This is a genomic window from Pseudovibrio sp. FO-BEG1, from assembly GCF_000236645.1.
Taxonomy (GTDB): domain Bacteria; phylum Pseudomonadota; class Alphaproteobacteria; order Rhizobiales; family Stappiaceae; genus Pseudovibrio.
On record NC_016642.1, the window covers coordinates 4,821,813 to 4,846,693 of the forward strand.

At 54.0% G+C, this 24,881-nt stretch carries 19 protein-coding genes; 6 read left to right on the forward strand and 13 right to left on the reverse strand.

Annotation, left to right across the window (positions count from 1 at the left end):
- The first annotated feature begins 438 nt into the window (after positions 1–438).
- From PSE_RS21720 to PSE_RS21735, 4 genes are read left to right on the forward strand one after another with little or no spacing between them, the layout of a single operon-like run.
- A complete protein-coding gene (locus PSE_RS21720; protein WP_008548042.1) occupies positions 439–1,452 on the forward strand; it encodes a MoxR family ATPase in 1,014 nt (337 codons plus the stop codon).
- Between the two features lie 22 nt (positions 1,453–1,474).
- Positions 1,475–2,398 carry a DUF58 domain-containing protein gene (locus PSE_RS21725; RefSeq protein ID WP_014286772.1) on the forward strand — a complete coding sequence of 308 codons (924 nt, stop codon included), beginning with the start codon at positions 1,475–1,477 and terminating at the stop codon, positions 2,396–2,398.
- Between the two features lie 2 nt (positions 2,399–2,400).
- Entirely contained in the window at positions 2,401–5,208 is a 2,808-nt protein-coding gene (locus PSE_RS21730; protein WP_014286773.1) for a DUF4159 domain-containing protein, read from the forward strand.
- A 36-nt stretch (positions 5,209–5,244) separates the two neighbouring features.
- Positions 5,245–7,329 carry a membrane protein gene (locus tag PSE_RS21735; RefSeq protein WP_014286774.1) on the forward strand — a complete coding sequence of 695 codons (2,085 nt, stop codon included), beginning with the start codon at positions 5,245–5,247 and terminating at the stop codon, positions 7,327–7,329.
- Positions 7,330–7,384: 55 nt separating this feature from the next.
- Here PSE_RS21735 and PSE_RS21740 read toward each other — a convergent pair whose 3' ends face one another.
- The gene (locus PSE_RS21740) at positions 7,385–7,960 is read right to left on the reverse strand and encodes a GNAT family N-acetyltransferase (protein WP_014286775.1); all 576 of its coding nucleotides are present in this window, start codon (positions 7,958–7,960) and stop codon (positions 7,385–7,387) included.
- 323 nt (positions 7,961–8,283) lie between these two features.
- On the reverse strand, positions 8,284–8,688 hold the full coding sequence (locus tag PSE_RS21745; protein ID WP_014286776.1) for an NUDIX domain-containing protein: 405 nt from the start codon (positions 8,686–8,688) through the stop codon (positions 8,284–8,286).
- Positions 8,689–9,214: 526 nt separating this feature from the next.
- On the opposite strand from PSE_RS21745, the gene PSE_RS21750 reads away from it, so the two are divergent.
- Positions 9,215–10,150, forward strand: a complete 936-nt coding sequence (locus tag PSE_RS21750) for a metallophosphoesterase (RefSeq protein ID WP_083841604.1) — start codon at positions 9,215–9,217, stop codon at positions 10,148–10,150.
- Positions 10,151–10,261: 111 nt separating this feature from the next.
- Here PSE_RS21750 and PSE_RS21755 read toward each other — a convergent pair whose 3' ends face one another.
- The 11 genes from PSE_RS21755 to PSE_RS21800 all read right to left on the reverse strand — a co-directional run bounded on the left by PSE_RS21755 (position 10,262) and on the right by PSE_RS21800 (position 23,184).
- Entirely contained in the window at positions 10,262–10,891 is a 630-nt protein-coding gene (locus PSE_RS21755) for a hypothetical protein (protein WP_014286778.1), read from the reverse strand.
- A gap of 312 nt (positions 10,892–11,203) precedes the next feature.
- Positions 11,204–11,812, reverse strand: a complete 609-nt coding sequence (locus PSE_RS21760; protein ID WP_014286779.1) for a GNAT family N-acetyltransferase — start codon at positions 11,810–11,812, stop codon at positions 11,204–11,206.
- A gap of 94 nt (positions 11,813–11,906) precedes the next feature.
- Positions 11,907–14,081 carry a flagellar biosynthesis protein FlhA gene (gene flhA / locus PSE_RS21765; RefSeq protein WP_014286780.1) on the reverse strand — a complete coding sequence of 725 codons (2,175 nt, stop codon included), beginning with the start codon at positions 14,079–14,081 and terminating at the stop codon, positions 11,907–11,909.
- A gap of 19 nt (positions 14,082–14,100) precedes the next feature.
- Positions 14,101–15,474 (reverse strand): sigma-54 dependent transcriptional regulator, encoded by a 1,374-nt coding sequence (locus PSE_RS21770; protein WP_008547472.1) that lies wholly within the window; start codon positions 15,472–15,474, stop codon positions 14,101–14,103.
- Between the two features lie 31 nt (positions 15,475–15,505).
- A complete protein-coding gene (gene fliN, locus PSE_RS21775) occupies positions 15,506–15,841 on the reverse strand; it encodes a flagellar motor switch protein FliN (RefSeq protein WP_041768750.1) in 336 nt (111 codons plus the stop codon).
- A gap of 61 nt (positions 15,842–15,902) precedes the next feature.
- Positions 15,903–16,583 carry a FliH/SctL family protein gene (locus PSE_RS21780; RefSeq protein WP_128647449.1) on the reverse strand — a complete coding sequence of 227 codons (681 nt, stop codon included), beginning with the start codon at positions 16,581–16,583 and terminating at the stop codon, positions 15,903–15,905.
- A 36-nt stretch (positions 16,584–16,619) separates the two neighbouring features.
- Complete coding sequence (locus tag PSE_RS21785; protein WP_008547484.1) at positions 16,620–17,684, reverse strand: flagellar motor switch protein FliG; 1,065 nt, start codon at positions 17,682–17,684, stop codon at positions 16,620–16,622.
- A 1-nt stretch (position 17,685) separates the two neighbouring features.
- A complete protein-coding gene (gene fliF / locus PSE_RS21790; RefSeq protein WP_083841605.1) occupies positions 17,686–19,335 on the reverse strand; it encodes a flagellar basal-body MS-ring/collar protein FliF in 1,650 nt (549 codons plus the stop codon).
- A 408-nt stretch (positions 19,336–19,743) separates the two neighbouring features.
- Positions 19,744–20,022, reverse strand: a complete 279-nt coding sequence (locus PSE_RS27080; protein ID WP_054784903.1) for a DUF1153 domain-containing protein — start codon at positions 20,020–20,022, stop codon at positions 19,744–19,746.
- Positions 20,023–20,147: 125 nt separating this feature from the next.
- Positions 20,148–20,804: a flagellar hook assembly protein FlgD gene (locus PSE_RS21795; RefSeq protein ID WP_014286786.1), complete on the reverse strand. Its 657-nt coding sequence runs from the start codon at positions 20,802–20,804 to the stop codon at positions 20,148–20,150.
- A 22-nt stretch (positions 20,805–20,826) separates the two neighbouring features.
- Positions 20,827–23,184 (reverse strand): flagellar hook-length control protein FliK, encoded by a 2,358-nt coding sequence (locus PSE_RS21800; RefSeq protein ID WP_014286787.1) that lies wholly within the window; start codon positions 23,182–23,184, stop codon positions 20,827–20,829.
- Between the two features lie 459 nt (positions 23,185–23,643).
- Here PSE_RS21800 and mnmA point away from each other — a divergent pair, with 459 nt between their 5' ends.
- Positions 23,644–24,846, forward strand: a complete 1,203-nt coding sequence (gene mnmA / locus PSE_RS21805; protein WP_008548118.1) for a tRNA 2-thiouridine(34) synthase MnmA — start codon at positions 23,644–23,646, stop codon at positions 24,844–24,846.
- The last annotated feature ends 35 nt before the right edge of the window (positions 24,847–24,881 follow it).

The following is a 24,881-nucleotide window of genomic DNA, read 5'->3' on the forward strand; positions in this document are numbered from 1 at the left end:
GTCACAGAAGCTCTAACGCTACCCTCACCACAAGCCCACGCCAAGTTATACCTTTGCGATAAGCCCCTCCTCGCAAGATCTGAATGCCTTCCACCGCCTCATTTCATGCACGCAATGCTCCCAGAACTCTCAAGTCTTACGGGACTCTCAAATCTCAGGGAAAAAGGTATTCTCCGCCTCAAGACTCACCAACTGTTCACAAAAATACCGTTAGGGTAGCTTCAAACAAGAATGTAAACCCTGGGATGCTCTGACCCCAATCATATGAAAACTTTGAAACTGGCCCACCCGCCGCACACAGCACGTCTGCCTGCGCTGTCATTGAACCGATGAAATGTACAGGCCTAAAAATTTGCTAGGGATCGCCATTTTTAAAACCGAGTATGATGCAAAGGTGAGCTAGGCAGGGTTGTAACGCGCGACGAAAAGAGAGCAGCGATGAACACCAATATGACAGGCATGCCCCCAAAACCAGAGGATATAGTCGCCCGCACAGAAGCGGCCTGCGAAAAAATCCAAAAGGCAAAAGAGGAAATCGCCCGTTCCATATTTGGTCAGGAAAGCGTCGTTGAGCGCACGCTGGTAACAATCCTTTCCGGCGGCCACGGCCTGCTGGTGGGCGTTCCCGGCCTTGCAAAAACCAAGCTGGTGGAAACACTCGGCACAGTGTTGGGCCTCGATTCCAGCCGCATCCAGTTCACACCAGACCTGATGCCCTCCGATATTCTCGGCTCTGAGGTGATGGAGGAAGCCCCGGACGGCAAACGCTCTTTCCGCTTCATTCCCGGTCCGGTCTTCGCCCAGCTGTTGATGGCAGATGAAATCAACCGAGCCAGCCCGCGAACCCAGTCCGCCCTTCTGCAATCCATGCAGGAATACCATGTCACAATCGCAGGCCATCATCATGACCTGCCTGCCCCCTTCCACGTACTGGCCACTCAGAACCCGCTTGAACAGGAAGGCACTTACCCGCTACCAGAAGCCCAGCTCGACCGCTTCCTCATGCAGATTGATGTCCATTATCCGGACATGGACGCAGAGCGCCGCATCCTGCTGGAAACCACAGGCGCATCAGAAGCAAAATCCAAACAGGTCTTACAGCTGGATGAGCTGAGAGAAATGCAGCAGCTCGTGCGCCATATTCCCGTGGGTGAAACCGTTATGGATGCGATCCTGAAGTTGGTCCGCGCAGCCCGACCTGGTGAAGCTGATGGCTTTGAAGACCTCGCCCAATACATCGCCTGGGGCCCCGGCCCACGCGCCAGTCAGGCCCTGATGCTGACAGTCCGCGCCCGCGCTCTGGCCGATGGCCGCCTGTCTCCAAGCATTGATGATGTGATGGCGCTGGCCGAGCCTGTCTTGCAGCACCGCATGGCACTCACCTTCGCAGCACGTGCCGATGGTAAAACCATCCCGCAACTGCTGAAAAACATCAAAGAACGCATCGCCTAACAACAAGCCGACAGGATCGCATATGTTATCTTCGAGGACCGATCCTCAAGACAGACAGGAAAACATCTTCGGCTTAACAGGCGAAGCGCAATCCCTTGCTGATACCTTGCCAGAATTGCTGGTGGAGGCCAGGCGCATCGCAGCCAACGTCACCGCTGGCTGGCATGGCCGCCGCCGCGCAGGCCCCGGCGAAACCTTCTGGCAGTTCCGCCCTTTCCTATCCGGCGAAGCCGCCCAGCAGGTCGACTGGCGCCGCTCTGCTCGTGACGACAATCTTTATGTACGCGAGCGCGAGTGGGAAGCCGCTCAAACCATCTGGGTCTGGGCAGACCTTTCCGCCTCCATGCGCTTCCAAAGCAAACAGGCATCCGCTTCCAAGAGAGACCGGGCGCTTTTGCTCATGCTCGCCCTCACCTACGCCCTTAATGAAGCAGGCGAACGCGTTGGCCTTGCGGGCCTCACCCGCCCCCTCGCCAGCCGAAACGCTATGCAAACCATTGCGGAAACACTGGTTCATGAGAACCCGGAGGCAACCCTACCCAATCCGGATGGCATTCGCCGCTTCTCAGAGGTCGTGCTCTTCTCTGATCTGCTGGACCCGCCAGAAAAGCTGGAAGAATGGATGGCAACCGTAGCCAGCACCGGCGCCAAAGGCCACCTTGTTCAGCTACTGGACCCCATTGAAGAAACCTTTCCCTTCAACGGTCCGACCCAATTTGAAGACCCGGAGAACGGCGAGCAACTCAAAGCAGGCCGCGCACAAACGTGGCAGCAGGAGTACTTGCACCGTCTGGCAGCCCATAAAGACCAGATCAGCGCACTCTCCCGTAAGTTCGGTTGGAGTTACACGCTGCACCACACAGACCGCCCAGCGGTCGAACCACTCATGTTGCTGCATTCCCGCTTGGCTGATGCACCGGAACACAAGATGAGAGGAGGTCTGTAACCATGGGGTCTCTTCTCCCGATCGGTTTTGCCGCTCCCTGGGTTCTGGCAGCTCTCGCAGCCCTACCCGTTTTGTGGTGGCTTCTGCGCACCACACCGCCACAGCCCGCACACGTCAAGTTCCCGCCCTTACGGTTGCTGCTCTCCCTGCGCAATAAGGAAGAAACACCGCAGCACACACCATGGTGGCTGATCCTTCTCCGCTTGATGCTGGCCGCAGTGCTCATCATCGCCATGGCTGGCCCTGTCTGGAAACCGCTGGATATCGCCCAGCCCAAAACAGGTCCGCTCTGGCTCATCGTAGACAACGGCTGGGATGCTTCTGCGGATTGGGAACGCCAGATCCGCATGGCCGAGCTGATGGTGGATGGCGCTGCTCAAAACAACAGAACCGTCATGCTGGTCACCACCGCAGACGGTCCTGCCCAGCCCATGCGCCTTTCTAGTGCGCAGGAAGTAGCCGATCAGCTCCGCGCCCTGACACCGCAAGGATGGCAGGCAGCCCGTTCTGAGCTGATCCCGGCACTACAAAAACAAGCAGAGCAAAACCCACCCGGTGCAATCCTTTGGTTCTCCTCTCCACTGGAGGAGCCCTCCACCACCAGCTTTGCCAAAGGACTGGCCAGCATTGCCAGAGCATCGGATGTAAGCGAAAGCTCCTTCCTGATCTACCGATCAGAAACCCCGGTTTACGCACTCAAACAGTTGCAGAACACAGCCGGTGCGATGACCGCCACAGTCCTGCGCCACCCAGCCCCCTTGGCCGAAACGCTGACAGTCCGCGCCTATGACCGCAAACAGCGCGCCATTGCAGAGCAAACCGTTGAGCTGAAGGCAGGCCAGAACAGTGCCGAAATTGCACTGGAACTCCCATCTGAGCTGCGCAACGACATCACCAAGCTCGCCATTCTTGGCAAATCCAGTGCAGGCAGCACAGTGCTGGTGGATGAAAAATGGCGCCGCCGTAAAGTCGGCCTCTTTGCAGGAGGCTTCGCAGACCGCTCCCAACCTCTGCTATCACCACTTTACTATCTGGAGCGCGCCCTCTCTCCATTTGCAGACCTGCCGCCCGCAAAAAGCACGGATATCTCGACAGCCATCTCAGACTATTTCGACAAGGGCATCTCCGTCCTCGTTCTGGCTGAAGTTGGCACTCTACCCAAGAACACGGAAGCAGACATCGCAAACTGGGTTTCCAAGGGTGGTACTCTGATCCGCTTCGCAGGCCCACAGCTTCCAGAAAAGCAGGACTCGCTGATCCCGGTCGCCCTCCGTCTCGGTGACCGCAAGCTGGGCGGTTCCCTCTCTTGGAAAGAACCTCAAGCACTCAAGTCATTTTCTGAAAACAGCCCCTTCCGCGCAATTGCATTGCCGAAGGACGTGACAGTCAATCGTCAGGTTCTCGCCGAACCAACAGCTGACCTGCCTGATAGAACATGGGCCTCACTGGAAGATGGCACACCGCTTGTCACCGCCAAGAAACACGGCAACGGCACCATCGTGCTGTTCCATGTCACCCCAGACACCAAGTGGTCCAACCTACCTCTTTCCGGTGGCTTCGTAGATATGCTGCGTGCCATCACAAGCATCTCCTCAACCGCAGTCTACAATCCGGATGAGGAAGCCGATGGCACAGCATCAGCTGCCGCTCTGCCGCTGCTCAAGATGCTGGACGGTTACGGCAAACTCACCCCACCATCAGCCAATCACCAACCCATTCTGGAACGCAACTTCGCAACCACTCATCCGGGACGCACAACACCTCCGGGCCTGTACGGCACTGAGGATGCAGCGCGCGCACTCAACCTGATGGAAGATGAAGACAATCTGGTTCCGCTCGACCTGAAGCCACTCTCCATGGCCACGATCCTCGATTACCCTTCAGAAAAGCCTCTGGACTTGCGCGGTTGGTTCTTCTCCATCGCCATCCTGCTGGCACTGCTGGATACCTTGGCCCTGCTCTGGCTGTCCGGAAAACTGCGCCGCAACCAGATCACCCACGCAGCTATCCTTCTGCTCCTCGCCTCCAGTCTGAGCCTGACTGGCGCGGATAAAGGACACGCACAGGACAGCGACGAGCTCTTCGCACTGGATGCCTCACTAGACACCCGCCTAGCCTATGTGATGACAGGCGTGCCGGAGGTGGACGAGATCAGCCGTGCCGGACTGTTCGGCCTCACTCGCCTGCTAACAGATCGCACAGCACTGGAACCGGAAGCTCCGATAGGGCTCGACCTGCAAGAAAATGAACTGGCCTTCTTCCCAATCATCTACTGGCCCATTGATGCTGCCATGCAAATGCCGAGCCCCGAGGCCATGTCCCGCATCGGCGCTTATATGCGCAACGGCGGTACTATCCTGTTTGACACTCGCGATGCCTATGGCACCGGATCAAACTCGCCCAACAAACTCAAGCTGCAGCAACTGCTCAGAGGGTTGGATATTCCAAGCTTGGAACCAGTCCCTCAGGATCACGTGCTGACAAAGACCTTCTACATTCTGGATGACTTCCCAGGTCGCTATAATCAAAGCCCCATGTGGGTACAGGCCAGCGCCACCACATCTGACGGCAGCCGTCCGGTGCGGGCAGGCGATGGCGTCTCCCCCATTATGATCAGCGGCAATGACTTCGCCGCAGCCTGGGCCATCGATCCGGAAGGCAACTATCTTTACCCAACCATTCCGGCAGATGGCAACCAGCGCGAAATGGCAGCACGCGTCGGCATCAACATCCTCATGTACACCATGACGGGCAATTACAAGGCAGATCAGGTCCACATCCCTGCGCTGCTGGAACGTATCGGCCAATAACAAGCCAGCAACTCAACGCGGAGCACAGCAACACACATGACATGGTCTCTTTCCATCGATCCGCTTTTGCCCCTTCCGGCAATAATCGCGCTTGGAGTGATCATAACTCTGGTCTGTGCTTACTTGCTCTTTGTAGGCATGCGCGGCGCTCTCATCCGTTCCCTTGCCCTCGCCCTGCTTGTGCTGGCCCTGCTCAATCCCGCCGTCCTGCGCGAAGATCGCGAATATCTGCCAAGCACCGTTGTGGTGGTCTCTGACAACAGCCAAAGCCAGCAACTGGAAAACCGCGCCAAGCTGACAGAAGCCGCTAGAGAAGAGATCGTCGCTCAGCTGCAAGCTCTCGATGGAATAGATCTACGGCAGGTTTCGCTCAATGATACCTCCATGGAAACAGGTGATGGCACCCGCGCATTCACCGCCATCTCCAATGAACTCGCCGACGTTCCACCAGAAAGGATCGCCGGAGCGATCGTCATCACCGACGGTCAAATCCACGATATCCCGGCAACCGCAGAGAAACTCGGCTTCTCAGCTCCTGTCCACGCCCTCATCACAGGTCGCGAGGGCGAGTTTGACCGTCGCCTGAAGGTCGCCAAGGCCCCACGCTTTGGACTGGTTGGCTCAACACAGGTGGTTCAGCTTGAGTTGGTGGAAGAAGGCTCTCTGCAGCCTTACGGCAATCGCGCAGAGATAACCGTCCGCCGCAATGGCGACATCCTCTCCAAACAGTTCATCTCCTCCGGTTACCCTGCAGAAATCGCCGTTGAAATCGAGCATGGCGGCCAGAACATCTATGAATTTGAGGTAGAAGCCCTTGAAGGGGAGCTGACCCCACTCAACAACCGCACCCTCGTCACCATAGATGGCGTACGCGAAAACCTGCGCGTCCTGCTGGTCTCCGGCTCTCCTCATGCCGGTGAACGCACATGGCGTAACCTGCTTAAATCAGATGCTTCTGTTGATCTCGTCCATTTCACAATCCTGCGCCCACCGGAAAAGCAGGACGGCACACCGATCAATCAACTGTCTCTGATCGCCTTCCCAACCCGCGAGCTGTTCTCCGTCAAGATCGACGAGTTCGACCTCATCATTTTCGACCGCTACGAGCGCCGCGGCGTGCTGCCCTTGCTCTATTTCGATAACATCGCAAGATATGTGAATGACGGCGGTGCAGTGCTCATCGCAGGTGGACCGGACTACGCTGAGGTCAACAGCATCTTCCGAACCCCGCTGGGCCGCGTGCTTCCGGCAGCTCCAACCGGAGAAATCTTCGAAGAGCCGTTCCACGCCAATGTATCTGAACTCGGCCTGCGCCATCCAGTCACCCGTGATCTGCCGGGAGCAGGCCAGACACCACCACAATGGAGCAAATGGTTCCGTCTTGTTGGGGCAAATGTTCAGGAAGGCCAGCCCATCATGACCGCGCTGGGCGATAAACCTTTACTCGTCCTCAGCCGCGTTGGCAAAGGCCGCGTAGCTGCCCTGCTCTCCGATCACGTCTGGCTGTGGGCCAGAGGTTACGAAGGCGGCGGCCCACATGTTCCGCTTCTGCGCAGACTGGCGCACTGGCTCATGAAAGAACCCGATCTGGAAGAAGAAGCCCTGCGCATGTCCCTGCGCGGCTCAACCCTCATCACAGAACGCCAGACCCTTGCCAATCTGGTCGACCCGGTTACGCTCACAACGCCCTCTGGCAAAACGGAACAACTGGAGTTGACCAAAGACAACTCCGGTCACTGGATAGCCTCCGTCAAGGCAGAAGAGCTCGGCCTCTACTCCGCCACCGATGGCGCACACACCGCACTCATCAATGTTGGCCCACCGAATCCGCGAGAGTTTCTGGAAGTCGTCTCCACGCCTGACAAGCTCTCCGGCATCAACACACAAACAGGTGGCACAGCGCTGCGGATTGGCGGCGATGATGGAGCATCTTTATCCCTGCCTAACGTCATCGCACAGCGAGCCTCTACCCAGTATCACGGCAGCGGCTGGATCGGCATCAAACGAACAGATGCAAGCATCCTGAACGGAATAGACCGCTACCCACTGTTGATCGGCTTCCTCGGCCTCGCATTACTACTGGGGCTGCTATCCTTCACCTGGTACCGCGAAGGACGCTAAAACGAAGTGTTTTTGGGAAAATGGTATTTAGAAATGAGTGTGGCTATGGCGCGGATTAAGTCGCCATAGCAAGGGAGCCCTGCATCATATCCAGCAGTTGCCCATCGTTCTGCTTGCTTGCCACCAGTGCTGGCTTTGCATGCCCACCAGAAACATGACCAACTGGCATCGCTTCATCCTGCAACATCAGAACAAGCAACCGGTCCGGATCAACAGGCCCCGGCAGAGTGATCTGCCCATGTGGCACCTGCTCATAGCCATGCGGCCCGTAGTAGGGATGATCTCCCACCAACAGAATCGACTGAACGCCCTGCGCCTTGGCTTCCTCAGCAACGCTCTTCAACAGCAACCGTCCAAGCCCCTGCCCTTTGAAGGTAGCCTTCACAGTCAACGGCCCAAGCAACATGCTCTTCTGAGTGCCAATCATAATCGGGGTAAGTTTCACAGACCCGGCAATCTCACCGTTCTGCTCGCCAACAAAGCACAAATGTGAAGCCTGCTGCACCCCATCCCGGATTTTGAACGCTGTCCGCTCAAACCGCGCAGGGCCAAAGGCCTCGGCTTGCATCTGCTCTATCTCGAGAAAATCTGCTGGGGTTTCCTGCCGCACCAGCCATTTTGAAACTGTCATTTTACACACCACAAATCGAAGGAGGAAGACCGTCGATCCGTGTGGCTCGGGCAGTTAGACCGATGTTGGGAGCACACTGAGGAAAGGACGGCACGAAGCACCACGCGAGAGCATGTCCCGCGCGTTCATTCGTCGTCGCTGTTCCCAGCAAATTGCCATAAGGCCTGTACCCCAGTTTCTCGGTTCATCGCATGCGAGAGCACACGAAATATAATTTCACCTGCTTACGTAACACGCAAATTTTCTGTCGTAAAGCACAAAACTAAGTGCAGATGCGTATTCGTTAGTCGTAGACCAGCTTCAGCTAGGCCTTTGAAAAACAACTACCAATACGGATTAGGCTCAGCCTCACCCGCCATTTCCTGCAGCCGACGTTGCGTCGCCGGGCTGATATCATCAGGCAGTGCATCCAACGCAAACAGCTGTAGATCAGAGATTTCCATGGAAGGTCTTTTCCAGTTCGGATCCTGCTCCGTGAGCCTCACTTTGAAGAGCCCCACATGATCGCGGCCAGTTCCACCCTTGTTGAGATGCATGGAAACAAGCGTCACATCTGACCCGCAGCCATAGCCGGTTTCTTCCGCCAACTCACGGCGCGCAGCCTCCGCCATGGTCTCTCCGGAATCAACTCCGCCACCGGGAAAATACCAGCCCGGCAAGTACTGATGACGCACGAGAAGGACACGGTTTTCATCGTCAAATGCCGCAACGCGCGCTCCTAGCGTCATGCCGCGACTCAAAAGTGCGACCAATTGCACGAGTATATTGATTATTCGCGTTTTAAAGCTCGCCACGCACAGCCTCAAATTCATTATAACTCTCTGATATTACAAGATAAAAATCTGAAATATCATTCATGCAAAAAGTGCATACCACCCTTGCAAAACTAACACTACACAACCCACAGGATAGGCGTAGAAAGAGATCAAAGAATAAGCATACGCCCAAAAATTAATCAGGGCGGCCCCATCACCTACTTATAATAGACACCTAATCCGCGTTTCCCAAATCGCAGGAGAAATACGTCATGCTTACTAAAGTTCTCGCACGCTTCCGTCGTACAAAACGCTTCCATTGGGCACCAGCAGTAAACACTGCAAACACCCACGACAATGCTGTTCTGCGTCCATCTTCTTGCCTTTAAGGCAAATTCGAGTTCAGCGTTGCAGATCTGTTAAAGGCGCTTGAGGGTAATTCTCCGAATTAAGGAAAATTCCTTGACCTCAGGCGCAATGCAGCGATGATGCGCAGGCTATGTTTAAGCTTGTACACATATCTGACCCACATCTGGGCCCGTTGCCGGACGTACAGCCCGTCCAGCTAGTTTCAAAGCGCATTCTTGGTTATATAAATTGGCGGCGCAACCGCGCCCACGCAATGACCAACTCCTATCTGGATGCGCTGATACGCGATATTCATGCTCAGCAGCCAGATCACATCGCTCTTTGCGGAGATCTGGTCAATATCGCACTGCCTAAAGAGGTTGCTGGAGCCAAAGACTGGCTCGCAACCGTAGGCTCTCCGGAAAACCTCTCCCTGACACCCGGCAATCACGATGCCTATGTTCCAGGCGCGCTCAAGCAAGCGTATGGCGCCTGGCGTCCTTACATGCAGAGTGATCCAGATCTGGGGCTCACACCTCCACTGGGCACTGATCCGCACTTCCCATTTGTGCGCAGACGCGACAACGTCACCATCATCGGTCTTTCAACGGCCAAGGCAACTGGCCCATTCATGGCAACCGGCCACATCAGCGCTAATCAGCTGCGTGAGCTGGCTGATCAACTGCGCCATGCGAAGGAACGAGGCGATTTCCGCGTTGTTATGCTGCACCATCCGCCGGTGCGCAACGCAACTTCCTGGTACAAGCGCCTCGTTGGCTCCAGCCGCTTCCGCAACATCATTGCAGAGCACGGCGCTGAGCTGATCCTGCACGGCCACACCCACCGCGCCACCCGCATGGAGATCAATGGACCAGAAGGCCCAGTGCCAGTTATCTGTGTTCCATCGGCTTCCAATGGCCTCAGCAGTCACAAGCCGCCTGCCCGCTACAACCTCTTCACCATTGAAAAGGATGGCAGTGGCTGGTCTTGCATTATGGAAGAACGCGGCTTTACGACAGCGAACGAAGGTGTGCATCACATCGCACAACACGACCTGTCTATTCCCGGCCTGAGACAAGCCGCCTGAAAGCAATCAGAGAATTAGCAAAAGAGAGGCATCTGCCTCGTATCTCCGAACAGTGAAAACGGTCTTCGGATAAAGATACGAAAACTGATTTAGGTGCCTCTCATAAAAGCGTTACCCGGCAAACGGGTTGGCATAAAGAGCCAGCGCGACAAGGCCAACAGCACCAATAACCGCGCCCATCAGCAATCCGCAGAACAGGATAAACATATCCCTTGCCTTGTTTGGCTTGGCTGCAATTGCTTTGCCTGATGAGTCCTGCTTCAGCTGATCCAGCTTTTTGCCACTGGGCACATCCTGCTGGCGAATGCGGTTCAGCATCCAGTCAGCTTCCAGCGCCCGCTCTTTCTCGATGATCCGCTCTGCAATGTACTCAGTAATGCAGTCCGCCATATCGTCGATATCAGCAGTTTCCAGCAGAACCATACGGCCCAGACGGGTTTCCTTCACAAAGCGATAGGAATGGCGGTCACGGCCCATTAGCACATGGCTGGTCATATCGATCCAGAGACGTGGCTGAGTACCCGGAACAATCTGGAAGGAAAACTGATCATCATCTTCAGGAACTTCCTTGAACACATCAATCAGCTCTTCGCTGAGCAGTTCAAGGCGGGCCTTCTCGCTCTCTTGCAGGCTCACAACAACGTCAGTCCGTTCCATCTCCGCAACACGAACTTTGCGAATGCTATCTCTCAGTGACCGTACCTTCTCATGAGGCACAACGTTGTCATGTAGCTCAGACATGGCAGCTCCCGAATATCCGGCTGAACTCACCCCGTTTCAACCGCACCCCAACCTACGTACAACCAATCATGTAAAGTGCAGCCCTCACACATCTTCCACGATTAATCAAAGGTACATGGTAAAAGGAAACTAACACATCCTAGATAAAACTCTAATGAAACCTCACTAACTGTCCCGTTTTGGGGCAGTTTTCCAATACCAAGCCTGCGCAGACTCTGCGGCACAACACACAGGTTGTGCCAGCAAATCATCGCAAGTTGATACCAGCGCACCAACAGCCTTCAAAACGGCGATGCAGCAACCTGTTCTGCCCTATGACAAAAACGGAACGTGAGGCGCACTGGCCGGGTCTAAAACGCCAAGCATACGCGGATCATCAGCCACTTCAATTGCGCGTTTGAACGGCTTAAATCCGCTGCGAATATAAAACTGCAGCGCCTGTGGGCTATCCCCTGTGCAAGTATGCAGCCAGAAGCGCTTGACCGTTGGACGGGAGAAGGCTCGTGCAATGGCATGATTCATCAGCCAACGCCCGGCACCACCGCCAACAGCCTCCGGCACAAGGCCGAAGTAGCTCAGAGTGACTTCATCTTCCTTGGCAACGTTCAGCTCCACCATGCCAACAGGTTCACCATCCTTCATCGCAAAGTAGAACTCATTGGTCGGCTTGTTGAGTGTCGCTTCTAGCTCTTCATCATTCATGACGAGACGAGCAAACCATAACCACGGCTCACCAACACGCCTGAAGAGCTTGCGATACGTCTCAGGATCGATCTTATCTGCCTGTTGAAGCGACAGATCAGGGCGGTCAATCGGTTTGAGCGCAGGTTTCTCCAACATCTCCAGATGCGTCACAACAGTTGCGATTTTGCCTTCCGGCAAGTCTGTGTATCCATCAAGGTCCAGTTGAATATGCGCCATGTCACTCTCTCAAATTAGGAATAAACAACGCTCTTTGGGTAACGGGAAGATATGAAGGCCGCAAGTGTGCCGATCTCACGAAACACTTGAGATCCTAGATGGTTGCCACCGTTTTCAGGCGTGCCCGCGGATGAACTTCATTCTGGCTCATCACAAACGTATGCGCTCTGAAGCGTTCAACGATAGAGCGAACGAACGGACGGGACTGTGCAGAACACAAGAGAACAGGCACTTCACCCTGATTGGCCGCAGCATCATAGGCATCGCGCACCAGACCAACAAACTCCTGCAGCTTGGACGGTGCCATCGCCAGCTGGCGGTCATCACCATCCCCGATAATGCTCTCAAGGAATGCAGATTCCCACTGAGGACTCAGGCTGATCAGTGGCAGATACCCACCCGGTGCCTGATTGGCTGCACAGATCTGACGAGCCAGACGCGTGCGCACATGCTCAGCAATCGCATTCGGGTTACGCGTAGAACCAATAGCTTCCGCGATACCTTCCAAAATGGTGCCAAGGTCGCGAATAGAAATCCGCTCTTCCAGCAGCGCCTGAAGCACACGCTGAATACCGGAGATGGAAATCTGGGTTGGAACGATGTCCTCAACCAGCTTCGACTGCTCCTCATCCAGTTTCTTCAGCAGAACCTGAACATCAGCATAGGTGAGCAACTCGGAAATGTGTGACTTGATTGTTTCTGTCAGGTGCGTAGAGATCACTGTCGCCGGATCAACAACCGTGTAACCCAGCAGGTTCGCCTCTTCACGATACTGCGCTTCCACCCAGGTCGCTGGCAGACCGAAAGTTGGCTCAGTGGTATGTGTTCCCGGCAAACGCACCTGCCCACCGGCAGGGTCCATCACCATGAACTGGTTCGGGAACAGCGAACCGCCACCGGCATCCACTTCCTTCACCTTGATCATGTAGTCATTCGCGCCCAGCTGGATGTTATCCAGAATACGCACGGATGGCATAATCACGCCCATGTCAGAGGCAATCTGGCGGCGAAGAGCCTTAATCTGCTCGGTAACCTGATCCGTTTCCTGCTTGTTACGGCCATTGATGATCGGCAGCAGCGCATAGCCCAGCTCAATGCGTAGCACGTCCATCTTCAGGCTGTCAGAGATTGGCGCTTCCTGAGGCTCTTCCGGCGCTTCAGCTTCAACCTGAGCAGCCACTTCCTCTGCCTTCTCAATCGCCTGCCGCTTACTCGCCTGCCGTGCCATGTAACCAGCGGCACCAGCAAGAGCCAAAAACGGGATCATCGGCATCCCTGGCAGGAACGACAGAACCACCATAACAAACGCGGACATGCCAAGTGCTTTTGGATAGCCCGTAAACTGAGTGACGAGCGCCTTGTCCGCTGCGCCTTCAACACCTGCTTTGGAAACCAGAATACCCGCAGCGGTAGAAACGATAAGCGCCGGGATCTGAGAAACCAGACCATCGCCAATTGTCAGCAGCGTGTAGTTTTCAGCAGCCTGCGCAAAAGTCAGATTCTGCTGCATCACCCCGATAACAATGCCACCAATCACGTTGATGAACGTGATCATCAGGCCTGCAATCGCGTCACCACGGACAAACTTGGAAGCACCATCCATGGAGCCAAAGAAGGTGGATTCTGCTTCCAGTTCCTTCCGGCGGGTGCGCGCTGTTTCTTCATCGATCAGACCTGCACCCAGATCCGCATCAATCGCCATCTGCTTACCGGGCATCGCATCCAGCGTAAAGCGGGCAGAAACCTCAGCAATACGCCCGGAACCCTTTGTAATAACGATGAAGTTCACAATCACGAGAATCGCGAAGACGATGATCCCGATAACGAAATTACCGCCCATAACAAAGCTGCCGAACGCAGCAATCACATTACCAGCAGCATCTGCCCCCTCATGGCCATGCGACAGGATCAGTCGCGTCGACGCCATATTCAGTGCCAGTCGCAACATGGTCGCAATCAGCAAAACAGTTGGGAATGCAGAGAATTCCAAGGGCTTTTGAATGAACAAGCCCACCATCAGGATCATCACAGAAAAGATGATCGAGATCGCAAGGAACATGTCCAGAAGCATCGCAGGCATCGGAACGATGAGCATCACAAGGATGACCATCACACCTGCTGCAAGACCCAAGTCGCCCTGTTTTATGGCAAGCCAAAGGTCTCGGAAAAAGGTGGTGTTACCAGCAGCACCTAATCCGGGCACGCCAGCAGCCGCAGGAGTGCTGTTGCCTCCCCCTTGAGCTGCTTGTGTGTTTGTCTCTTCAGACATTCTCGTGCCCTACCCGTTCTTACGCGTCTGCAGTGCCGGCGCGCGCTTCGCCCGGGCCCGGAACTTCAACACCTTCTTTGGTGTAAAGGTTCAGCTTGTTACGCAATGTACGGATCGAAATACCGAGGATCTTAGCTGCATGGGTACGGTTGCCCAGACAATGATCCAGCGTATCCAGAATGAGATCGCGCTCCACATCAGCGACTGTACGCCCGACCATATTGCGCGAAGCTGCTTCCGCCGCATGCGCCGCGCGCGCAGCCGTCTGTTGGCCAGCGCCCATGGCAATCGGAGACCCATCCGGCATACGGATCGCATCAGCGTCAATCTCAGCACCAGAGGAGAGTAGGACAGCGCGGTGCATGGTGTTTTCCAGCTCGCGCACGTTCCCTTTCCATTGGTTCGCCAGCAGCAACTGACGTCCTTCCTGAGAGATTGGCAGTGGCTTGGTACCATTGGCCTTCGCATAGATCTCGACGAAGTGGCTTGCCAGCTCCAGAATGTCCGCAGGTCGCTCCCGCAGTGCAGGAAGCTTTAGGTTCACCACATTCAAGCGATACAGCAAATCCTCGCGGAACGTGCCAGCACGCACTTCCTCTGCCAGATCACGGTTGGACGTCGCGATAATTCGAATATCAACCGGCACAGGACGGCTACCGCCAACACGATCAATCACCCGCTCCTGAATGGCGCGCAGCAACTTGGCTTGAAGACGGACATCCATTTCGGAAATCTCATCCAGCATCAACGTGCCGCCATTGGCCTCTTCAAACTTACCAACACGGCGTGCAACAGCGCCTGTAAACGCGCCCTTCTCGTGACCGAACAGCTCGGATTCCAGAAGGTGCTCAGGAATGGCAGCACAGTTGATAGAGATGAACGGCTTATCAGCGCGGTTGGACTTGCTGTGCAGGAAGCGGGAAATCACTTCCTTACCACTACCGGATTCACCGGTGATCAGCACAGACGCATCAGAAGGCGCCACTTGCTCAGCCAACTTGATCACGCTTGCCATAGCCGCGTCGCGATAGATCAGATCTTCGCGCTCTTCGGTAACAGCAGCCAGAACAGCAGCAATCAGCTCTGGATCCGGAGGCAGCGGAATGTATTCTTTCGCACCAGCCCGGATAGCAGAAACCGCGGCGCGCGCATCCGTTCCCAACCCGCATGCGACGAGTGGCACATGGATACGTTCGCGCTCTGTCAGCTCAACCAGCTGGCCAATGTCTTCGTTGACATCCACCATGAGAAGATCTGCACCCTGACCGGAGCGCAAAACTTTCATAGCCTCAGGAGTGCCTGGCGCATGAGTAACAGACGCCCCACGCTCCATAGCGATCTTGGTTGCGGTCGTCAGCTGGCCGCCAAGCGTTCCAACGATCAAGAGCCGCATGTCAGTTCCTTTCCACTACGCCCCATGCCCCTTACTTATCCGCCTTGATAATTTCGGTCATGGTGACACCAAGCTTATCTTCCACCAGCACAACTTCGCCGCGAGCAATAAGCCTGTTATTCACGTAAACGTCTATGGCCTCACCAACCTTCCGGTCAAGCTCCATAACAATTCCGGTATCCAGATGCAGAAGGTCAGACACCTTCATCTTTGTGTGCCCAAGCACAGCCGCCAGCTGCACGGGAACGTCAAAAACAGCTTCCAGATCCTCGGCAGCCTTTACACCGGCCCCGCCTTCTTCATCCGTTCCAGCGCGCTGGGTACTCTGGTGTTGGTCCAGCACCATGCCCTGTTCATCACTGCTCATAATCAACCTTTCTGATCCGGCACCGGCCTCAAACCGTTCCAATCATAGGCAAAAACTAAAATCACTCAGCCCGACTGGCCCGCTCACGGGCGTCAAAGTGAGATTTTATGACTTGTTCAATATGCTCAACCGTCTTGCGACGATCACGAATAATTCCACCATCCGGCCATTCAATCCGGCAATCACCGCGAGACATGCTCTCAGACTTCACAACATGCACTTTGCCTTCAAAGCTGCTGTTCAGCACAAGACCTTCAACCATCTCTTCCAATGCGTGCGTATCTTCCGTCGGCACTTCAATGAGGATCTGAGGGATCTTGCGCAGCGGTGCTAGACACTCAGACAGCAGCGCCACCACTTCAGCCAAAGGCTCACGTGCGATCAGATGGCTGCAAAGCCGGCGCGCAATCAAAAAGCACATGCTCACAAGGTTCTGCTCTTGTGCACGAAGCTGGTTCTCAAGATCACCCAGCGCCACTTCCAGTCGCTCTCTCAGAACAATGAGCTCTTCCTGAGCGCTCAGCTTCTGCTGCTCAGCAATCGCCTGACGGGCCTGCATCTCACCACGAGCGAAGGCTGCTTCTTCCGCCGCCTTCAAAATCTGCTGGTGCTCAGCAACCGTAATCGTTGGCTCCGGCGGAGGCGCATCTTCTACAACAGCAGCAGCTTCAACCTCATCGATGGATTTGGTATCAAACAGAAAACGCTGACGAACTGCGCCCTGAGGCATAACTGTAACCATCAGCATGCCTCCTGAAACTGCAGAAAAGAGGAAAGATTAGTAGACAAGCTCGTCCTCCCCTTTCTTCTTGTTGATGGTGATTTCGCCAGCAGCAGCCAGATCTTTTGCTTTCAACACAAGACCGTTCTGCGCTTCATCCACCTCGCGAAGGCGAACTGGTCCCATGTTGTCCATGTCTTCCTGCAGCATCTTCGCAGCACGGGCTGACATGTTGGCCGTAAAGAACGCCACAGCAGTCTCAGAAGCGCCTTTCAGCGCCATCGCCAGCTGATCCTTCTCAACATTGCGCAGCAAGGTCTGACAGGCGCCAGAATCCAGCTTGAGCAAGTCCTCGAAGGTGAACATCAGATTTCGGATCCGCTCAGCAGACTCGCGGCTATCTTCTTCAAGCGCAGCCAAGAAGCGACCTTCTGTTTGTCTGTCGAAGTTGTTGAAGATATCTGCCATCATCTCATGGCTATCACGACGACTGGTCTGAGACAGGTTCGACATGAACTCAATACGCAGTGTCTGTTCAACCTTTTCCAGAATGTCCTTCTGAATGGATTCCATGCGCAGCATGCGATTCACAACATCCAATGCCAGCTCTTCATTGAGCAGCGCCAGAACGCGGGCAGCATGATCACTCTGGATTTTGGAAAGAACCACCGCAATAGTCTGCGGATACTCATTCTTCAGGTAGTTCGCCAGCACGTTTTCCGGAACATTGGAGAGCTTCTCCCACATGTTACGACCAGCAGGACCGCGGATCTCTTCCATGATGATCGCAACACGATCAGAAGGCAGGAACGAGTTCAGCAACCGCTCAGTTACATCCACGTTACCGTTCAGCGCACCACGGGTTGAAAGACGCTTCAGAAAGTCAACAAACAGCTCTTCCAGCATGGTCGGCGTCACAGGGCCAAGGCTCGCCATAGCGCTGGAAACCTGACGGACTTCAATCTCGTCAAGTCCGTCCCAGATCGCTTTGCCGTACTCCTGCCCAAGCGCCAAAAGCAGAACGGCTGCCCGTTCTGCTCCGCCAAGCTCTCGTTCTGCCACTTCAGAGGTGACAGCTAAAGCCGTTTCTGTGATCTCGTGTGCGCCAATCTCCTCACTCATCTTATGCGGCCTCGTTCAGCCAACCGCGAACGATGTTGACCGCTTCGCTTGGAGAATCTTCAATCATTTCACTTATCTGCTTAATCGAGCTCTGGTGGAGAGCTGCCTGCATCTTGGCATCTTCAATCCACTCAGCCGTTGGGATTTCAGTTGGAACCGCCTCCATCTCTCCCACAATGCCTTCAACCTGCGCAGGGCTTTCCGTAACCAGTGTACCATCCGGCAGCATCTGTACACCGCTACCTTCAAGAGCTGCTTCAGGCTCTTCATCCTTGGCAAGGATACGCTTCATCAGCGGAGACACTGCAAAGATCAGCAGCAGAACGGTGATCACGAACAGAACACCCAGTTCTGCAAACTTCATGATATCAGCGCGAGTGAAGTCAAACAGCCCACCTTCACCATCAGCAAAGTCTGATAGAGGTGCTTCAACGAACCGCATATTCACCACTTCAACGGTGTCACCACGGTGCTTGCTGAAACCAACTGCAGTACGCACGAGAGTAGCAATCTGTTCCAGCTCTTCTCTGCTGCGTGGCTGATAAGTCTGCGTTCCATCTTCACTGGTGGTGTAAGTACCATCAACCAGAACCGCTACAGACAAGCGCTCTAAACCACCGGCCTCATAGATCTCCGTCACCGTGCTCTTGGAAATCTCATAATTCAAGATCTCTTCAGAAACATTGGAGGAATCTTTGATATTTGATGTGCTATTTTCTTCATCTGCATTTGGCAGCTGATTACCAACAGAAACAGTGTCTTCTCCATTCGTGGAGGACGCATTTTCTTCTTTACTTTGAGAAGAACGCAGCACCTGCCCATCAGGATCAAACAGCTCCTGCGTTTCAGTTTTGCGGTTATAGTTGATTTCCGCAGCAACCCGCACCCGCGCGCGGCCTGTTCCAACGACGTTATTTAGGATCTCTTCAACCTGTTGCCGCAGGCGGGACTCCATAGTCAAACGTCGCTCGTCCAGAGAAGAACCGCCAGCAAGACCTTCTTTATCGCCGGTTCCGCTTGCAAGCAGTGTGCCGCGCTCATCGACGATAGAAACATAAGAAGGCTCCAGCCCTTCAACCGCAGTCGCAACCAGATGCTGGATAGCGCGGATCTGACCATTGGTCAGAGACCCCTGCACTTTAATAGCAATAGAAGCTGTTGGCGGTTCACGGTCCCGTTGGAACAGTTGTTTTTCAGGGATCACCAGATGAACGCGCGCGGATGCAATTCGGCCAATGCTTCTGATTGTTCTGGAAAGCTCACCTTCAAGAGCGCGTGTCCGGTTCAGGTTCTGCACAAAGCTCGTCGCGCCAAGAGTATCGGTCTTGTCAAAGATCTCGTAGCCAACACCACCACCAGATGGCAGGCCAGCTTCAGCAAGCGTCATACGAAGACGATGTACATTTTCCTGAGGCACAAGAACGCTGCGACCATTCACACCCAGCTCATAGGAAACACCCTGAGATTCAACCTGGCTGACAATAGCCGCCGCATCTTCAAGAGTAAGGTCTGTAAAGAGTGGCACCATCTGCGGTGCAGTCGCGCGTACAATGATAAAGCTGAACAGGCCGATCAACAGAGCAGCCATCGCGCCCATCGCTGCCAAACGCGCGGGCCCAAGTCCTTTCAAGAAGTCAAGGATTCCACTCACAGTTGCCGCCCCGTACTTTTTAATCGCTCATTCAAAAAGCACCAGCAATACTCTCAACACCTTGGAATACGGTGTGATTTGCCCCTGATTTGCTGGTAGGTAAAAATTGCCCGCCTTAAAGTTAACAAAAGGTTAACAAAGCCCTAATAATCGGTAAACGGGAACTCTACCCACAAAGAAGCATTGTGGAATATCGCAGGAAAGGCCTTTGACTAGCCTTTTGAAGACTCGAATGAATCTTGGGCGGCCTGTTCGGCAGATTTTGCCGAAGCAGTTAAGACATCATGGTTAATGCTTAAAAATGTACAAAATGTGGCTACCACATACAAAAAGGCCGGCTATAACAGCCGGCCTTTTCAGAACCTCAAACCTGTTCGGGCATCACGCCTTTTATTTGCCTGAAGCTTACTAGTTGCTGCGATAGTCCTGAACGCGTGTAGCGCGTAACCCGGCTAACCCATGACGATCGATCGAGTTCTGCCATGACAGAAACTCTTCAACAGTCAAAGTGTACCGGTTACAGGCTTCATCCAGAGACAACAAGCCTCCACGCACAGCCGCAACCACTTCAGCTTTTCTCCTGATAACCCACCGCTTCGTAGAAGTGGGTGGAAGATCCGCTATCGTCAAAGGGCTCCCATCGGGACCGATGACGTATTTTACTCGTGAACGAATATGTTCGGTCATTCTACTCTCACACAAACCATGACCAAGCTGAGCATGAGACTAGAACAAGGCGCTTAAAATTTGGCTAAGCCCCCATCAATCTTTTGGTAAGATTCATAACCGGGAATCTTAGTGGATATTAACTACTAGAGAACTCCTTTGACTCCAGTGACTTCACCCACCGGAATTTTTAGATCGCCCATGTGCAAAATAATGTCACCTGTGCTGAAGTCCACGGCATCCACAGTGCCCTTCACTTCAGTCTGTACAGCGAAAGGCTCACCGTTGGCATCCTTCGTAATAATATCAATGGAATAAGCACCATCCTCAGCTTTTGTGCCAGCTGAAGAGACACCATCCCATTCAAAAGTATTATCACCCTGCTCGAGATCAATCTCTTTTTCGTAGATTGTCGAGCCTTCACTATTCTTGACTGAAACAGTTGCCTTACCAGCAGAAACAGCATCAAGATTCCAGGATGCCTTGCCATCCTTGAGCTGAGCTGTCGCACTCTGAGCAGTCACTTCCTTACCGATATAGTTTACGAACTGACTCGCACTTTGCGTTTTGAGCTGAGTGAGCTGCTCATCTAATTTCTCTGTTGTTGCAACTTGTTGCTCAACCATCGTGTATTGAACGAGCTGATTCGTGTACTCGGACGAATCGAGTGGCTCCAGCGGATCCTGGTTTTGGATCTGTGTGGTGAGCAAAGAGATGAACAGATCAAAGTTGGCATTGATGCTGTTCTGAGCGCTTGAGCCTGAGGAACCCGCATTCGGTGTCAGTGCGTTAATAGTAGTCATCGTCTATTTCCTCAAAACGGCATCAAACCGAAATATCCACGCCACCAGCGCGGGAATTATTGATTACTTTGTTTGCAGCGAGATAGGTCTCGTCCGGCAAATCTGAGTCATCAGAAGCTCTGTCCAGTTGAGCAGTGAGCGGGTCACGACCATCCTGCTGGTGAGCATCCTGAGAGCCACCTTCCCGATGTCCTAAAGAAAAGCGAAGCGAACTCTTATCAGCATCAATGCCAGCTTCTTGAAGCGCTTTCTCCAACCCACGCTGATCTTTCTGCAAAAGTTCAAGCGTTTCTGGACGCTCAGCAATCAGGTGCGCACGAACACGTCCATCCTTGCCAAATTCAATAGATACGTCGACAGAACCCAACTCTTTCGGATCAAGCCTGATCTCAAACCGGTTCACACCACCACTCACCTGACGAGCTATCTCCGGCCAAACGGAGTTAGCCACATTTCTCAGAGTAGCTGTTGGCAGCGACCCCACAGAGCGGAAGGCATTTTCAGAACGAGATGTTGTGCTGGAGATCGCCTCGGAGCTTTCCCAATCCAGCTCAGCCTCAGACCCATCCAACGGTCCGGCTGCAAGTCCCCAACCAAATGTCGTAGGAGCAGCTCCTTGTTCAGGAGTTTGTTGCACCTTCACCTGAACAACAACCGGCGCACTTCCACTCTTCTTATTAGTAGATGCAGTCTGCTCAACAGCCTTACCTTGAACACTCACCTGCTCTTCTACCTCAAAACCCGTTGTAGTTTCTGCTGCCCCTTCTGCAACAAAGGCATTCTGGGTAGAGCCACCAGCGACTTTATTATTGGCAGTCAATGGAGACACCGCAGTGGCGACAGAAGCAGTTCGGCTGGACTGTTCAGCAACGCGGACGTTGCTTTCAGCACCCTGCTGCACTGGTTCACTTGTTGCTTTCTGCACCTGAGCCAGCTGTTCACCGTCTTTCACAGCAGCCTCAGCTTTTGCTGTCACATTAGGGAAGATGATCTGACCATCCCCCTCCTGAGATACTGGCTGCGCTGCACGCTGTTGACTTCCAACAAAACCCGGTCCAGACCGATCTGCACGTCGGACAAGAACTGGCTCCTGATCCTGCACATCACTCTCGACTAGAGCATCATCAGTGGTAACTGCAGACTGAGAATGGTCTTTTGAGAATACTGGCTGAGCTTGCGCAGGTTCATTCTGCACCTTCATGCTCTTAACATCCGCAGCTTTTGCCAGTTCAGACACTGCATCAGCCGCTACTTTTGCAGTTGGTTGAACAGTCTCCTCGGATGTTACTGCACCTTCAGCCTTCACACTAGGATGAGGTCCAAGCACTTTTGGCGCTTCAACCCGGTCCAGTTCCCGCCGCTGTTGCACGTTCCCATCGACAGCCTCTGAAGACTGTGAGGATGCACTGGTAGCGGCTGTAGTTTGCGCTTGTTCACCGTTGCTACGACGAGCACTCACCGCATCTGCTGCACGGGCCACAAGCTTTAGGTCAACATTTGCCGTTGCATCAGTCTTCGGCAATACAACAGGGCTAGTAGTTGCATCGGTTTGTGCAACACGCACTTCAGCAGGCTTTACGGTGTCACTCGCAACAGTCTCTTGAGGAGTAGCAGCTGCGCCACGAGAACTTGCTGCATCCTGCTGCCCAGTCACTCCAGCATTCTCAGCTTTAACAGCTATAGAACGAGCAGCCTCAACATCCCCGTTGGAGCCAAGCGGCAAGATCTGCCCATCACGCTCTTTAAGCGTTGCAGCTGCCAGCTCAACATCCTGCATATTCTCATTCGCAAGCGGAGCAATTTGCTCCCCCCTCGTGATTGGAGCAACAACCTCAGCAACCTGCTGTGCGTCAACAGCTGGTGCCGAAGCATTTCCTACCGCCTTAACACCACTACCTTGCTCACCACTTCCAGAAGATTTTCCAGTCACGTTCTGCGGCAGTGGTACAAACGGAGCCTTCGTACCATCAGCGACTGGCGCTACAACACCAGCGGCTATAGTTTGCCCGGCGCCCGTCCCCTGAACACCAGCAATCACGCTCAGATTTTCAGAAGCAGCCGAAACCTGTGCAGTCGCAGAAACCGAAAGATCTGCGGCCAAACCAGCAACGTCATCTTCTCCAGCCTCTTGCTGAACAAGTTCTGGATTGAGAACAGGTAGGTCTCCACCAGCGTTCAAGGCACCTGAAAACAGATCTACTGTCGTTGCAGCAGCTCCATCGCCTTCAGAAGCCTTCGCCAGAAGGTTGGAAAAAAGATCCGCATTTTGGCCAAGCACACCTTCGCCAAGCAGCGCATTACCACCCTGCCCCAAAGCAGGTCCAACAGGTGTTTGCGGCTGAACTGGGCTATTCAAACTCAGCAAGGCAGGTTGCGACATATATTCCTCAAACTACGCAGCACGTATCGTCAAAAGCGATGACAAAGATATCTTGCGCGCAGATATGCAAATAGCAGGCCAGTTATATAAATCCAAATTACCCATTAATTACAACAAGATAAGCCAAATCAATCTTACACAGACAACCAAATAGCACCGACTTATTTGCCGCCTCCCGGCAACAAATGCCCAGCCTGCAAAATGCCTCAATCAAAAAGATTGGCCTTCCGTCGAGTTTTAGGTATATTCCCGCCAACTAACACGCTCAAAGCGTACGCATGCGAAGCGTTTAAAAATGAGAGTTTGCGCTTAGCCATCGCCAAAGCGCAACAAGCACTAAGCAAGCAAAAGAAACTAATCTGCACTTCGGATTTCAATGTCTCCCAAGCTTGAATTCTGCTCGTTGCATTATAGATATGGCTCTCTTTTCAAACGCGCCTACAGGATGAGGTACTTGGAATGCTAAACAGTCTTGGCCTGCCCGGCCGCCCGGAAGACACACGGGTGGTTGTTGCCATGTCAGGCGGCGTAGATTCATCAGTCGTTGCCGGACTGATGAAGCGCGAAGGCTATGATGTCGTTGGCGTCACACTGCAGCTTTACGATCATGGCGAAGCAATCCAACGCAAGGGCGCTTGCTGCGCAGGGCAGGACATCCACGATGCCCGCCGTGTTGCAGAAAAGCTTGGCATCCCACATTACGTTCTGGATTATGAGTCCCGCTTTAAAGAGCAAGTGATCGAACGCTTCGCCGACAGTTACATCAACGGCGAAACTCCAATTCCTTGTGTCACCTGTAACCAGACCGTCAAGTTCAAAGACCTACTGGAAACAGCCAAGGATCTAGGTGCGGATGTGCTCGTCACTGGCCACTATGTTCGCACAGGTATGGAAGGCAACCAGCTTGCCATGTTCCGCCCTGTCGATCTGGACCGTGACCAGAGCTACTTCCTGTTTGCCACCACACAGGAACAGCTAGACTTCCTGCGCTTCCCTCTTGGCGGCATGACAAAACCGGAAGTACGTGAACTGGCCCGAGAGTTTGATCTGGCAATCGCCGATAAGCATGACAGTCAGGACATCTGCTTTGTACCGCAAGGTCGTTACACCGATGTCATCGCCAAACTGCGCCCGCATGCAGCAGAACCAGGTGACATCGTGCACGTGGATGGCCGTGTTCTGGGCAAGCACAACGGCATTATTCATTACACCATCGGTCAACGCCGCGGCATCGGTGTTGCAACAGGCGACCCGCTCTATGTTGTCCATCTGGATGCTGATGGCCGCCGTGTGATTGTCGGTCCCAAAGAAGCCCTAGCAACACACAATCTGTTGCTGCGCGAAGTCAACTGGATTGGCCCGGGAGCTCTGGACGACCTGCCAGAAGAAGGCATCACAGTTTACGCCAAAGTGCGCTCCACTCGCCCACCAACCGAAGCAGTGCTACGTAAGAATGGTGAGAACATTCAGGTAGAGCTCGTCGCGGGTGAAATGGGAGTCGCTCCAGGCCAGGCTTGTGTCTTCTTCGATAAAGAAGGACAAGAAGCTCGCGTCCTTGGCGGCGGCTGGATTCAGCGTGCCGAGAAACAGGAAGGCGCAGAAGCCGCTCTAAAAGCCCTGCTCGGCAAGAGCTGGGAAGCAGCAGGTTTCCCAGCAAGTTAGCCTGCAAGCCAATTACAAAACAGACGCCTCGCTTG